We start from the raw sequence: 14,067 nt of genomic DNA, 5'->3' as shown, positions 1-14,067 counted from the left end.
TTATGTCTACTTTATTAATTGATCTTGAAGGTTACGAGCTAACTCAAGAAGAAGTTGAATTGCTGGAACATCCTTTGGTTGCTGGTTTAATTTTGTTTACCCGCAATTTTTATGAGAGAGAACAGATTCAGGCATTAGTGAAATCTGTACGTGAGCGTGTGAAAAAAACTTTACTTATTACGGTGGATCAAGAAGGCGGCCGTGTTCAACGTTTTCGTAAAGGTTTTACGCAATTACCGGCAATGCAAGCCTTTGACTCATTATCCGATATTTTACAGCAACAACATTGGGCAAGAGAATCGGGTTGGCAAATGGCGGCGGAAATGAGTGCGCTTGATATTGATCTAAGCTTTGCACCGGTGCTGGATTTAGGTCATGAATGTCGTGCGATTGGCGATCGCAGCTTTAGTAGCGATGTGCAAATTGCGGTTAATTTAGCGAGTGTTTTTATTGATGGAATGCGTGAAGCGGGAATGGCAACAACAGGAAAACACTTTCCCGGTCATGGACATGTATTGGCGGATTCCCATCTGGAAACGCCTTATGATGAACGTCCTCAGGAGGCGATTTTTAGTCGGGATCTTCAACCTTTCAAACAACTGATTGCGCAGCAAAAATTGGATGCCATTATGCCTGCCCATGTGATTTATACTCAATGCGATAGTCAGCCGGCAAGTGGTTCAGAATATTGGTTAAAGCGAATTTTACGTGAAAAATTGAATTTTAGCGGGGCAATTTTCTCCGATGATCTGGGTATGAGGGGTGCAGGGTTTATGGGGGATTTTGTCGCACGTAGTGAAAAGGCATTGAATGCCGGTTGTGATCTATTATTACTTTGTAATGAGCGGGCAGGCGTGATTCAAGTGTTGGATCAGTTAAAACTCACGGAAAATCAACCGCACTTTATCCAGCGTCAAACACGTTTAAAAAGTTTATTTAAGAAAAAATCATATAATTGGTCTGAATTGACAAAAACGCCACGTTGGTTGGAAAACCATAAAAAACTGTCGGCGCTTCAACAAGCATGGTTGGCAAGCAAGAATGATTGATTGCCGTCATTATCAAGCGGGAAATTGTCGTTCATGTCAATGGCTTAAAATGCCTTATGAACGGCAAATTTCTGAGAAAATCACTCATCTAAAAATACAACTTTCTCACTTGAATTGTGATGATTTGGCTTGGTTAGCCCCCTTTCAATCACAACAGTCGGCATTTCGTAATAAAGCCAAAATGGTTGTTAGCGGATCGGTGGAACGCCCAATTCTCGGTATTTTGCAAAATCCTAATGATCCGAATAGTGCGGTTGATTTATGTGATTGTCCTCTCTATCCCACGCATTTTGGAACGATCTTCCCTATTCTAAAAGATTTTATCGGGCGTGCCGGCTTAGTACCGTACAACGTTGCCAAGAAGAAAGGTGAACTTAAATATATTTTACTGACAGAAAGCACATCAACAGGAAAGTTAATGTTGCGCTTTGTGCTGCGTTCTGGAAATAAGTTAGCATTAATTGGTCGGGAGCTGGCCGGACTTATAACTAAATTGCCTCAATTGGAGGTTGTCAGCGTGAATCTGCAACCTCTACACGCCGCTATTTTGGAAGGGAAGCAAGAAATTTTTCTAACGGAACAGCAGTTTTTAGCGGAACATTTCAATGATATTCCGTTTTTTATTCGCCCCCAAGGTTTTTTCCAAACGAATCCTCAGGTTGCCGCAGGATTATATAAAACGGCGCAACAATGGGTAAAAGATTTGCCTGTAACAAAATTATGGGATCTATTTTGCGGTGTGGGCGGTTTTGGTTTGCATTGTGCGTATGGATTGCAAAGAGAAAAAGGGCAGGGCGTTGAACTGACCGGTATTGAAATTTCGCCATCGGCAATTTTAGCGGCAAAAATGTCCGCCCAAAAACTAGCTTTACGAAATGTAAAATTTCAGCCTTTAGATGCGGCAAATTTTGTGTTGAATGGAAGTGAGGAAAACCCTGATTTGGTTGTCGTAAATCCCCCGCGTCGTGGAATCGGAAAGGCGGTAAGTGAATTTCTCAACCAAATCCGACCGCACTTTATTTTGTATTCCAGTTGTAACGCGATTTCTATGGGGAAAGATTTACGCTGCCTGACACATTATAAGCCTGTCAAAATTCAGCTTTTTGATATGTTTCCGCATACGGCACATTATGAAGTGCTGACATTATTGGAGCGTGTAACAAATTAATGATTCAGGCGGATAATAACCCGCCTTGAATTATTGTTTAATTTTGCTATAGGCTAATGCAAGAACAAAAATTGCCGCTTGCAATAGAATAATACAAGCGCCCGTCGATGCATCAAAGTGGTAACTCAAAATCACGCCCATAAGGCTTGAAATGATAGAGGTTATGAGTGCAACCCATAGCATTTTATCAAAGGATTTAGTCAATGTAAGCGCAGTAATTCCCGGTGCTATCAACATGGCAACCACTAAAATTACGCCAACCACCTGCATGGTGCTAACAATAGTAAGCGCAGTTAGAATGAGTAAGCTATAATGCAAAACCTGTGGTGAGAGACCTGCGACCCGGGCGTGGCTTGCATCGAAACAATAAAGTAATAAATCACGACGCTTAAATAGAATGACAAGAAAAACAAGGGCAGAAATAACCGCAGTTTGTATTAATTCAATATTGCTGACACCCAATACATTGCCAAATAAAATATGGGTTAAATGTTGCTCGGTTTGAATTTTGGTAAACATTACTAATCCGACAGCGAACATTCCTGAAAACACAATACCCATAGCCGTATCTTCTTTAATTCGGCTGTTTTCTTTTAAATAACCCACACCGAATGCACAAAAAATGCCGGATAGGAATGCTCCGATAGCAAGAGGAATACCTGCTAGATAGGCTAATACGATTCCGGGTAGCACGGCGTGAGAAATCGCATCGCCCATTAGTGACCAACCCTTTAATACTAAATAACAAGAAAGTAAGGCACAGATAGTGGAAACAATTAATGCTGTGAGCAACGCATTCTGCATAAAAGCAAATTGGAGAGGCTCTAAAAACCAATCAAACATTGTGTACCGCCTTTTTATTGCGAGTAAGTAAGCCGTATTTCGGGGAAAACAAAAATGCGAGCAAGAAAAGTAAAGTTTGCAATGTAACAATTATTCCACCGCTTGCACCGTCTAAATAATAGCTCATATAAACTCCCACAAAACTGGTGACTGAGCCTAGTATCACAGAAATGCTTGCTAGGGTTTTAAATTTATCTGTCAGTAGATAAGCTGTGGCGCCCGGTGTAATGACCATTGCGATTACAAGAATTGCTCCTACGGTTTGTAATGCAGCGACCACACAAGCACTTAATAAGGTGAAAAATAAAATTTTGTAGAAAAGAGGTGGAAGTCCCACGGTAATAGCTTGAGTTTCATCGAAAAAAATCAGTAGTAAATCTTTCCAAAATAATAAAAGCAAGACTAAACAAACACCGACAATGATTGAGACTTGGTAGATGTCCTCATCTGCAATTCCCAAAATATTACCTAAAATAATACTTTGCACATTTACGGCAGTCGGGTTTAAGGAAATAATCAATAATCCGAACGCAAAAAATGTACTGAAAATAAAACCGATGATGGCGTCTTCCTTTAGCTTAGAAATGGATTTAATCCATAAAATAGAAAGTGCGGCTAAAATACCTGAAAAAAATGCACCAAGCGCATAAGGCAAGGCAAACGCATAAGCAATGGCGACACCAGGTACAACGGAGTGAGATAAGGCATCACCAATTAATGACCAGCCCTTGAGCATTAAATAGGAAGACAAAAAAGCGCAAATTCCACCGACAACCGTGCTCAAAATCATTGCTTTCAGCATGTAGTCATAAGAGAAAGGTTCGAGCAATAAATCTAGCATAGGTTATTCCTTCTCTTTTTTATTCGCGGACATATCAAAATGGCAATCTTGTGTCGTTGCAGGAGGATCTTGTTTGGTTTCACCATAGAATACTACCGCTTTTTCATCATCGGTCAGTACCGTTACTGCGCGTTTGTCCTCGTCATTATGTAAATCTTCACCTTGCAATCTAATATGGCGTAATACACCACCGAAGACGATCTCTAAATTATGTTGATTAAAGGTGTCTTCTGTTTTTCCGGCCGCAATGACCGTGCGGTTGATCATCACAACTTGATCACAAAAATCAGGCACAGAACCCAGATTGTGAGTCGAAACTAAAATTAGATGTCCTTCACTACGAAGTTGCTGTAATAAATCCACAATGGCGTTTTCCGTTTTGACATCTACACCGGTGAAAGGCTCATCCAATAAAATTATTGGGCTTTGTTGTGCCAATGCCCGAGCTAAAAACACACGTTTTTTTTGTCCGCCGGACAATTCGCCGATTTGACGATGTGCAAGATGCTCAATGTTTACACGTTGCATAGCCTCTTGCACTTTTTGTTTATCAATAGCTTTTGGGATACGTAAGAGATTCATGTATCCATAACGCCCCATCATAACGACATCATAAACGGAAACAGGGAATTGCCAGTCCACTTCTTCGGATTGGGGAACATAAGCAACCAGATTACGTTTTAAAGCTTGAGAAATCGGCAAGTTGCATAGTTTTATTTCACCTTTTTGTGGTTTCACTAACCCCATTAGGCTTCTAAATAAGGTTGATTTTCCACTACCGTTCACGCCTACAAGTGCGCAAATCGTGCCGTCATTTAGTGAAAAGGTCATATCGTGAATAGCTGTATGTCCGTTGCTATAACGAACAGTTACGTTATTCACCCAAATTGATGTCGAAAATGATTCCATTATTTTTCAAATCCTTTAACGATGGTGGAAACGGTGGTATTCAATAGGTCGATATAGGTTGGTACGGGGCCCTCTTGGGTTGAAAGAGAATCTACATATAATACTCCTCCGTATTTTGCCCCGCTTTCTTTCGCCACTTGTTGTGCCGGCTTAGGTGAAATGGTACTTTCACTGAATACTACCGGAATATTATTTTTACGAACCAAATCAATGACTTTACGAACTTGTTGAGGCGTCCCTTGTTGTTCGGCATTAATTGGCCATAAGTAGCCTTCTTTTAAGTTGTAATCTTTCGCCAAATAGCTGAAAGCCCCCTCACTGGTGACTAACCAACGTTTGGATTCCGGAATTTGTTCAAGTTTAGCACGAAGCGGTTCATCTAATTGTTTAATTTTTTGTGTGTAATCCGCTGCATTTTTTTCATATACATCAGCATTTTGAGGATCATGTTTTATCAGCGTATTTTTAATATTTTCAATATAAATCAATGCATTAGAAGGTGACATCCAAGCGTGCGGATTAGGCGCATTTTTGTAAGGGCCCTCATAAATAGAAAGAGGTGTAATGCCTTCTGTCACCACTACGGCCGGTTTGTCTTTAATATTTTGGAAAAAACGCTCAAACCAACGCTCCAAATTTAGACCGTTCCATAAAATTAAATCGGCAGATTGTGCCTTTACGATGTCTTTTGGAGTCGGTTGGTATTCATGAATTTCAGCTCCGGGTTTTGTGATAGACTCCACAGTTGCTGCATCGCCCGCTACATTTTGCGCAATATCTTGTATAACGGTAAAAGTAGTAACGATTTTAAATTTTGCATTGGCTTGTATCATGAATAAACTTAACGTAAGTGCGGTCATTATTTTTAATGAAATTCGCATAAGATCTCCTTCTAAAGTAGAATTTATTTTGCTTAAATATAGGTGAATACAGTGAAGTTTAACTTCACTGGGACAATAGTACTACTTTTTGTACAGATTTCAAATAAAAATGATTATCAACTTTTAAAGATTATATTTTACGATGGTTAGCATATCAAAAAGGATGATAGATTTTTTCTATGCTTTTAAATGTTAATGATTCTAAGAATAAAAATATACCGGCATATTGCCGGTAGAATAGAGAAACTTATTGTTTTGAAAGTTGTTCAATCAGATTACTTAACCCTTCTTCATCGTAACCTTCTTCATATTGTGCATCATCAGGTGTGAAATTATTTAGTCGGCGTCCGGCAATACAACCATATTTTTCTAATTTGTTCTTGGTGAAATTAGTGCGGAATTGGGAGGAACTATTATTTAAACTAATCACACCAATGGCTGAATTTCGGCAAAGATGCTTATTAACAAATACTAGATTATAGCCCGATTCACGAATATAACCGGTTTTATTAATTGATGCATCGAATACTTCTTCTCGTACCAGTTTATTGGTATTTTTCACAAATACTTGCCGTCCCCCAGCTTGAATATAAGCGCTTGGCATATTTGAAAAATCTTTAATTTGCGGTTTATTCAAGGAATATTTGGTCAGTTTAACCAAATCCATTACGCTTGAAATATTACTATCCGACAAACCCGAGCTATCAGTGAATCGGGTTGAACGCATGCCAAGTTCACGGGCTTTTTCATTCATTTTTTGAATAAACTGTAGGCGGCTCATTCCGGCTAAACGGGAAAGTGCATGGGCTGCATAGTTATCGGAATGAACTAACATTGCTTTTAATAGTTCATTACAAGGAATAGGCGTATACGTCGGTAATTTTGTGCGAGTACCTTTGATATAGTCATGATCATCATCTGTAATGGAACCTGTACAACGAGGATTTTTATTATTTTCTAAAAATACATTTGCAGTCATTAGTTTTGTTACAGAGGCAATAGGTTGGACATGGTTTGGTGAGCTGCTTTCCAATACTTTATCGTGAGTGAAATCGTAAACGACATAGGATTGTGCCATGGTTAAGGTTGCAGGGATACATAGACACAGAACTGAAAAGCATTTTTTAAACATTTTTAGTACCGATAAATAAAACAAAGTCGTATTCTACCGCACTTTTTTCTAAAAGATTGCTTATTTTTGCGATCCGAATCGTAAAAAGTGCGGTCAGAAATGTTCTTGTTTTTGAAATATGCTAGCTTATCTTCTAACAAATCTGTAAAATCGCTGCTCATTTTTATATCAGGCTTTTTGTAGCAAATTACTACAATTTTTACTGCCATAATGTGTAGCAACGAGGCTTTAATGTTAGAACAAACATCAAACAAAAAAATCAATTTAATGGATTTGACGCGCCGACAAATGCGTGAGTTTTTTCAAGAACTTGGCGAAAAGCCGTTTCGAGCCGATCAGTTAGTAAAATGGATTTATCATTTTGGCGAAGATGATTTCGACAATATGACAAATATCAATAAGAAATTACGTGAAAAGCTAAAATCCGTTGCTGAGATTAAAGCGCCGGAGGTGGCGGTGGAGCAACGTTCTGCAGACGGCACGATAAAATGGGCAATGCAGGTGGGCGATCAGCAGGTAGAAACAGTGTATATTCCGGAGGCGGATCGAGCCACGCTTTGTGTTTCTTCTCAAGTCGGTTGTGCATTGGCTTGTACCTTTTGTTCTACCGCTCAACAAGGCTTTAATCGTAATTTGACAGTATCTGAAATTATTGGGCAAGTGTGGCGAGCCTCAAAAATTATTGGCAATTTTGGAGTAACCGGCGTTCGTCCAATAACAAATGTGGTGATGATGGGGATGGGAGAGCCATTGTTGAACGTAGCAAATGTAGTGCCGGCAATGGAAATTATGTTGGATGATTTTGCTTACGGTTTATCTAAACGCCGTGTGACGCTTTCTACTTCAGGGGTTGTGCCGGCATTGGATAATTTAAGTAAGATGATTGATGTTGCATTAGCCATCTCCTTACATGCGCCGAATGATGAATTGCGTGATGAAATTGTACCAATTAATAAAAAATATAATATCAAAATGCTGATTGATTCTGTGAACCGTTATTTGAGTGTTTCTAATGCCAATCATGGCAAAGTAACGATTGAATATGTAATGTTGGATCAGGTTAATGATAGTGTGGAGCATGCTCATCAGCTTGCGGAAGTGTTGAAAAATACACCTTGTAAAATTAATTTAATCCCATGGAACCCGTTTCCTGAAGCCCCTTATGCAAAAAGCTCAAATACCCGTATCGATCGATTCCAAAAAACATTAATGGAATATGGTTTTACCGTCATAGTGCGTAAAACTCGGGGGGATGATATTGATGCGGCGTGCGGACAACTGGCCGGCGATGTTATTGATCGTACTAAACGTACGGCAATGAGACGTCAATTTGGGCAGAATATAGGAATAACCGAAGTTAATTAGTGAAGCCACAATAATTGGAGGAAAAATGAAATCTTTATTTATTCGATTTTTAAGTGCGGTTGTTTTTCCTCCGGTTTTTTCAGCTTGTGTTTCGCAAGCGCCATCTTCTGACTTTAATAAACAACAGGCTGCAAAAGCACGAGTTGAACTGGCGCTTGGCTATTTACAGCAAAATAATTTTATTCAAGCGAAACAAAATCTTGATAAAGCTTTAGCACATGATCAAAGCTATTATCTTGTTCATTCTGCGTTTGCGCATTTTCATCAATTGCAAGGTGATGTAAATGAAGCAAGAAAGTCTTACCTTAAATCCATCAAACTTGATGAAAAACAAGGCGATGTACACAATAATTTTGGCACGTTTTTATGTAGCCAAGGCGAGTTTGAACAAGCCAATAAACAATTTGAGCTTGCCTTACTTTCACCTAATTATTATCGTCAAGCTGATACTTATGAAAATATGGCACTTTGCTCACAGGCACTAAATCAATCGGATGTTTATCAAAAAGCAATCGACAAATTACGGCAAATAGATGTGAATCGTGCGGAAAAACTGAGTCCAATCAAATAAAACATTGCCAAAAATTGCTTTGGACTTTAAAATTCAGCCTTTAATTATGTCTCATAAATTAATAAACGTTATGAATGCTCAGGCTGAACAAATGGAAACGAAAACGCAAGCAGATCAACCTATATCTTTGGGAGATAGATTTCGTGAGGCCCGCGAAGCCTTAAATCTTTCTCTTGAAGATGTCTCTAAGCAAATTACATTACGTCCCGCGATTTTAGCTCAAATCGAAAATAATGAATTTATCCAAAAAAATGTGCCTGCGGCTTTCATGAAAGGGTATGTACGTAATTATGGGAAATTTTTGCGTTTACCTGAAAGTCTTTGGGCGGATCTCTCTTTTGGCGAAGACGAACAAAATGATTTGGGAAAAAATGCCCGTTCTACTCGCTCGGTAAATCAATATTCTTCTCACAATCGTTGGGTTGGTTATCTAACTGCATTAGTGCTTTTAATCGCATTAAGTATGACGGGCTTGTGGTGGTGGCAGAATTATCAAAAGTCTAATGAAGAGCGTGACATTTTAGTGCAAAGTTATGTTTCAAGTGCGGAAACCACCCAAACTACGTCTGAAAATTCCCCCGTTTTATCTACTGAACTACCAAGTACTCAGCCGATGCAGCCGGAAAATACTCAGGCTACTACTAATAGTATGGAAGTAATGACCGAAGTGAAAACCGAACGAGAGGCTAGTTCCGATCAAGTCGAACAAAATCTACTACCTAAATCAATTACTTCTGCCGAAGAAACAACATTGAACGAAGTTACTATTCCCGATACGCAAAGTGCGGTTGAGAATCCAACCGTTTCTCCGCCTCCGCCGGCCGCTCAAGGTGATTTAGTCGTGGAAATATTAAAAAATACCAGTTGGTTAAGTATAAAAGATCAGAATCGAAAAGTGCTTGCACAAAAGGAATACAAGCAAGGAGAAGTCTTAACCTTTAGCGGTAATGAGTTTTCATTGATTGTAGGGGCGCCGGGGAATGTTCGTATCACTTATAAGGGGCTGGATTATCCTCTAAAAGTGGATGGGCGTGTTGCAAAGTTTAAACTTTCACAACCTTAATAAGGAATGATAATGTCAGCTTTTCAACCGATAATTAAGCGTCGTGAATCGACAAAAATTTATGTAGGTAATGTGCCGATTGGTGGCGATGCGCCGATTGCGGTGCAATCTATGACAAATACGCGCACTACGGATATTGATTCTACGGTTGCTCAGATTAAATCTTTAGAGCGTGTGGGCGCCGATATTGTGCGTGTTTCCGTGCCGACTATGGATGCTGCTGAAGCTTTTAAAATTATTAAGCACCGAGTCAGTGTACCATTGGTTGCAGATATTCATTTTGACTACCGTATTGCATTAAAAGTTGCTGAGTATGGGGTGGATTGTTTACGCATTAATCCCGGTAACATCGGACGGGAGGATCGTATTCGAGCGGTAGTGGATTGTGCACGTGATAAAAATATCCCTATTCGCATTGGTGTGAATGCCGGTTCTTTAGAGAAAGATATTCAAGAGAAATACGCTGAACCTACTCCCGAAGCACTAGTTGAATCAGCGTTGCGTCACGTAGAGATTTTAGATCGTTTTAACTTTGATCAATTTAAAGTGAGCGTGAAAGCATCCGATGTGTCTTTAGCGGTAGAATCTTATCGTTTACTGGCAAAAGCGATTAAACAGCCGCTACACTTAGGTATTACCGAAGCCGGAGGTGCACGTGCCGGAGCCGTTAAATCGGCAATCGGTTTAGGAATGCTACTTGCCGAAGGAATAGGGGATACATTACGAGTTTCCTTGGCGGCAGATCCTGTGGAAGAAATAAAGGTAGGTTTTGATATTTTAAAATCGTTGCGTATTCGTTCCCGAGGAATTAATTTTATTGCCTGTCCAACCTGTTCTCGTCAGGAGTTTGATGTGATCGGTACAGTGAACGCTTTAGAACAACGTCTTGAAGATATTCTTACACCGATGGACGTATCTATTATCGGCTGTGTCGTAAATGGGCCGGGTGAAGCGTTAGTCTCTGACCTTGGCGTAACCGGTGGTAATAAGAAAAGTGGTTATTATATAGATGGCGAGCGTCAAAAAGAGCGGTTTGATAACGAAGATATTATCAATCAATTAGAAGCAAAGATCCGTGCAAAAGTCGCATTGCAAGATCCCAAAAATCGTATTATCTAAGTCTAAGGAAAACTTGTGGCAAAAACAATTCAAGCAATTCGTGGCATGAACGATTGTTCACCGACAGAATCCCCATTATGGCAATGGGTTGAAATGCAGGTACGTGAAGTATTAAACAGTTATGGCTATTCCGAAGTGCGTATGCCAATTGTTGAAAGTACACCGTTATTTGCTCGTGCTATTGGAGAAGTAACCGATGTTGTTTCAAAGGAAATGTACACTTTTTGGGACAACGATGAACAATTAACCCTTCGCCCTGAAGGGACGGCAGGTTGTGTGCGGGCAGCGATTGAACATGGTTGGATTTATAATAATGAACAGCGTTTGTGGTATATGGGCCCGATGTTTCGCCATGAACGTCCGCAAAAAGGGCGTTATCGCCAGTTTCATCAAGCGGGTGTGGAAGTTTTTGGTATTGCTAATCCGGAAATCGATGCCGAGTTAATTATTTTGACCGCGAGACTTTGGAAAAAATTAGGCATTGATCAACATGTTTCTCTTCAACTAAACTCAATCGGTTCATTGGAAGCAAGAGCAAGTTATCGCGCTGCATTGGTAGAATTCTTGGAAAAATATCAAGATCTAATGAACGAAGAAGAAAAAGAACGTTTAGTGAAAAATCCTCTGCGTATTTTAGATACTAAAAATCAAGAATTACAAAAAGTATTAGATAATGCACCGAAACTCCTTGACTATTTAGATGAAGAGAGCCGTACACATTTTGCTCAATTATGTGCTTTATTAGATGCAGTGGGAATTCAATATGAAATTAATCCAAAGCTTGTACGGGGATTGGATTATTACAATAAAACTGTGTTTGAATGGGTAACCTCTGCACTGGGTGCGCAAGGCACGGTATGCGGCGGCGGTCGCTATGACGGTTTGGTTGAGCAGCTTGGCGGACACGCTACGTCCGGTGTAGGCTTTGCGATGGGACTGGAACGTTTAGTTTTATTAGTACAAGAAGTTAATGTAGCCATACCGTTAAAAAGTGCGGTCGATATTTATGTAATTCATCAAGGGGAAAATACGACTTTAGCCGCTTTACAAATTGCTGAAAAAATTCGTTCGGCATTACCGCACTTACGGGTTATGCAACATTGCTCGGGCGGTAATTTTAAAAAACAATTTAAACATGCGGATAAATCCGGTGCGACTTTAGCTTTAGTCATTGGTGAAAGTGAAGTGCAAAATAGTCAGGTGGTTGTGAAACATTTATACGGTGGGGTTGAACAACAAACCTTTGAAGTTGAACAAGTTATTGATTATATTCAATCTCAATTTTAATTTATAAAGGAAAAAGATATGGCGTACTCCATTGAAGAAGAACAAGAGATTAACCAGTTAAAAGAATGGTGGAAAGAAAACGGCAAAACTATCATTGTGGCTTTTATTTTAGGTGTAGGTGGAATGTTGGGTTGGCGTTATTGGCAGACTTACCAAGCGAATCAAATTGCTGAAGCATCGGCAGGCTATGATGCTTTGGTTTACGCAGCCGAGCAAGATCCTGCTACTCAGAAAGCAAAATTAACAGAATTCCTTCAAGCGAATAGTAAAACCAGCTATGCGATCTTTGCGTTGTTTGATGAGGCAAAAAATGCAGTGGCAAGACAAGATTTTGCGAGTGCCGAAGTCGCTTTACAGCAGGTTTTAACACAATCTCAAGATGACCTATTGACATCGCTTGCCGCATTACGTTTAGGTGCCGTGCAGTTTCAGTTAGGCCAATTAGATGGTGCGTTATCAACACTTGAACAGGTAAAGAGTGCTGGTTTTAATGCACGTAAAATGCTTTTAGTCGGCGATATTCAGTTGGCAAAAGGCGATACTGCTGCGGCAAAAAATAGTTTTGAGCAAGTGCTTCAAACGGGTAGTCCGTTTGAACAGCAAACGGTTCAAATGAAATTAAACAATCTTTAATAGGAAGCGCCCGAGAGGGCGTTTGTTTTATGCGTTTTTTATTTCCACTTCCTCCCCCGATTCTTTGTTTCACCATTGGTGTGCTGATGTACGCCTTACCTAAAATAGGGCAGTATTCTAGATTTTTTTATGCGATTTGGTTTTTTATTCTATTATCTATTTTGGTTGCTGTTGCGGGTTTATGGCAATTTTATCGCAATGATACATCTATTGATCCGAAACAGTTGGATAAAACGACAAGGCTTGTTACATCCGGTATTTTTCAAATCACGCGTAACCCAATATACCTGAGTTTATTACTGATTCTTGTATCATGGGCATTATGGTTAGGGCATTTATTGGCTTGGAGCGGGGTTATTACCTTTATATTGTTAATGAATCGATTCCAAATTTCTCGAGAAGAAATCTATTTAGAAAAGAAATTTGGGGATACATATCGTAGGTATAAATCGAAAGTTAGACGTTGGATATAAAAAGTGCGGTCAAAATTGACCGCACTTTTGTGTTTCATTGATTATTTGGCGTGATTGCAATCAGCCGCTTTCTTTTCAAAACGCTCTGCAACATAATCCCAGTTTACAACATTCCAAAATTCTTTAATGTAATCAGGGCGACGGTTTTGGAATTTCAAGTAGTAGGCATGTTCCCAAACATCTAAGCCTAAAAGTGGGAAGCCTTCACAACCTGCAATTTCTTTACCCATTAATGGATTATCTTGGTTTGCGGTAGAAACAACCGCTAGTTTCCCTTCGGCAGTTAATACCAGCCATGCCCAACCTGAGCCTAAACGGGTTGCTGCCGCTTTTTCAAATTCGGCTTGAAAGGCTTCGACAGAGCCAAAATCGCGTGAGATTGCATCTTTCAAAGCACCTTGTAACGTTGTTCCTTTTTTCAAGGATTTCCAGAATAAACTATGATTTGCGTGACCGCCGGCATTATTGCGTAATGCGACACGTTTTTCTGCCGGAAGTTTGTTAAGTTGAGAAATTAATTGACCTGCGCAAATTTCTGTAAATTCAGTCGGTAAGCCCTCTAATGCGGCATTGGCATTATTTACATAGGCTTGGTGATGTTTACTATGGTGAATTTCCATAGTTTGAGCATCAAAATGGGGTTCTAAGGCATCATAAGCGTAGCCTAGTTCTGGTAGAGTGTAAGCCATAATTCATTCCTTCTTATAAAATGAGTTTTCATTTGAGCCGATTT

Annotated in this window: 15 protein-coding genes; 9 read left to right on the top strand and 6 right to left on the bottom strand. The window is 39.7% G+C overall.

The genetic code is table 11. The features are described from left to right. The first annotated feature begins 2 nt into the window (after window positions 1-2). Window positions 3-1,049, top strand: a complete 1,047-nt coding sequence (gene nagZ, locus BKL51_RS03395; RefSeq protein ID WP_077465339.1) for a beta-N-acetylhexosaminidase — start codon at window positions 3-5, stop codon at window positions 1,047-1,049. Next, on the top strand, window positions 1,042-2,217 hold the full coding sequence (rlmC, locus tag BKL51_RS03390; RefSeq protein ID WP_077465338.1) for a 23S rRNA (uracil(747)-C(5))-methyltransferase RlmC: 1,176 nt from the start codon (window positions 1,042-1,044) through the stop codon (window positions 2,215-2,217). The genes nagZ and rlmC overlap by 8 nt, the downstream gene beginning before the upstream one ends. Window positions 2,218-2,247: 30 nt before the next feature. Here rlmC and BKL51_RS03385 read toward each other — a convergent pair whose 3' ends face one another. The 5 genes from BKL51_RS03385 to BKL51_RS03365 all read right to left on the bottom strand — a co-directional run bounded on the left by BKL51_RS03385 (window position 2,248) and on the right by BKL51_RS03365 (window position 6,823). Then, window positions 2,248-3,060, bottom strand: a complete 813-nt coding sequence (locus BKL51_RS03385; RefSeq protein WP_077465337.1) for a metal ABC transporter permease — start codon at window positions 3,058-3,060, stop codon at window positions 2,248-2,250. Next, on the bottom strand, window positions 3,053-3,901 hold the full coding sequence (locus tag BKL51_RS03380; protein ID WP_077465336.1) for a metal ABC transporter permease: 849 nt from the start codon (window positions 3,899-3,901) through the stop codon (window positions 3,053-3,055). Before BKL51_RS03380 ends, BKL51_RS03385 begins: the two co-directional genes overlap by 8 nt. 3 nt (window positions 3,902-3,904) lie before the next feature. Further along, window positions 3,905-4,810 carry an ATP-binding cassette domain-containing protein gene (locus BKL51_RS03375; RefSeq protein WP_077465335.1) on the bottom strand — a complete coding sequence of 302 codons (906 nt, stop codon included), beginning with the start codon at window positions 4,808-4,810 and terminating at the stop codon, window positions 3,905-3,907. Then, a complete protein-coding gene (locus BKL51_RS03370; protein ID WP_077465334.1) occupies window positions 4,810-5,691 on the bottom strand; it encodes a metal ABC transporter substrate-binding protein in 882 nt (293 codons plus the stop codon). Before BKL51_RS03370 ends, BKL51_RS03375 begins: the two co-directional genes overlap by 1 nt. Before the next feature lie 247 nt (window positions 5,692-5,938). Then, window positions 5,939-6,823, bottom strand: a complete 885-nt coding sequence (locus tag BKL51_RS03365; protein ID WP_077465333.1) for a D-alanyl-D-alanine carboxypeptidase family protein — start codon at window positions 6,821-6,823, stop codon at window positions 5,939-5,941. Window positions 6,824-7,033: 210 nt separating this feature from the next. On the opposite strand from BKL51_RS03365, the gene BKL51_RS03360 reads away from it, so the two are divergent. From BKL51_RS03360 to BKL51_RS03330, 7 genes are all read left to right on the top strand, one after another. Further along, window positions 7,034-8,188 (top strand): bifunctional tRNA (adenosine(37)-C2)-methyltransferase TrmG/ribosomal RNA large subunit methyltransferase RlmN, encoded by a 1,155-nt coding sequence (locus BKL51_RS03360; protein WP_077465332.1) that lies wholly within the window; start codon window positions 7,034-7,036, stop codon window positions 8,186-8,188. A gap of 25 nt (window positions 8,189-8,213) precedes the next feature. Next, window positions 8,214-8,759 (top strand): type IV pilus biogenesis/stability protein PilW, encoded by a 546-nt coding sequence (pilW, locus tag BKL51_RS03355; RefSeq protein WP_077465331.1) that lies wholly within the window; start codon window positions 8,214-8,216, stop codon window positions 8,757-8,759. Between the two features lie 70 nt (window positions 8,760-8,829). Beyond that, the gene (locus tag BKL51_RS03350) at window positions 8,830-9,822 is read left to right on the top strand and encodes a RodZ family helix-turn-helix domain-containing protein (protein ID WP_077465369.1); all 993 of its coding nucleotides are present in this window, start codon (window positions 8,830-8,832) and stop codon (window positions 9,820-9,822) included. 12 nt (window positions 9,823-9,834) lie between these two features. Then, a complete protein-coding gene (gene ispG / locus BKL51_RS03345) occupies window positions 9,835-10,941 on the top strand; it encodes a flavodoxin-dependent (E)-4-hydroxy-3-methylbut-2-enyl-diphosphate synthase (RefSeq protein WP_077465330.1) in 1,107 nt (368 codons plus the stop codon). Window positions 10,942-10,956: 15 nt separating this feature from the next. After that, the gene (hisS, locus tag BKL51_RS03340) at window positions 10,957-12,228 is read left to right on the top strand and encodes a histidine--tRNA ligase (protein ID WP_077465329.1); all 1,272 of its coding nucleotides are present in this window, start codon (window positions 10,957-10,959) and stop codon (window positions 12,226-12,228) included. 18 nt (window positions 12,229-12,246) lie between these two features. Continuing rightward, window positions 12,247-12,861, top strand: coding sequence for a YfgM family protein (locus BKL51_RS03335; RefSeq protein ID WP_077465328.1), 615 nt, complete (start codon window positions 12,247-12,249; stop codon window positions 12,859-12,861). A 29-nt stretch (window positions 12,862-12,890) separates the two neighbouring features. Further along, on the top strand, window positions 12,891-13,334 hold the full coding sequence (locus BKL51_RS03330) for an isoprenylcysteine carboxylmethyltransferase family protein (RefSeq protein WP_077465327.1): 444 nt from the start codon (window positions 12,891-12,893) through the stop codon (window positions 13,332-13,334). Between the two features lie 41 nt (window positions 13,335-13,375). Here BKL51_RS03330 and sodA read toward each other — a convergent pair whose 3' ends face one another. Then, a complete protein-coding gene (gene sodA, locus BKL51_RS03325) occupies window positions 13,376-14,023 on the bottom strand; it encodes a superoxide dismutase [Mn] (RefSeq protein ID WP_077465326.1) in 648 nt (215 codons plus the stop codon). Window positions 14,024-14,067: the final 44 nt, after the last annotated feature.

Origin of the sequence: Rodentibacter sp. Ppn85, assembly GCF_001999335.1 — a bacterium.
Classification (GTDB): Bacteria; Pseudomonadota; Gammaproteobacteria; order Enterobacterales; family Pasteurellaceae; genus Rodentibacter.
This window is presented reverse-complemented; position numbering and strand designations above follow the sequence as displayed.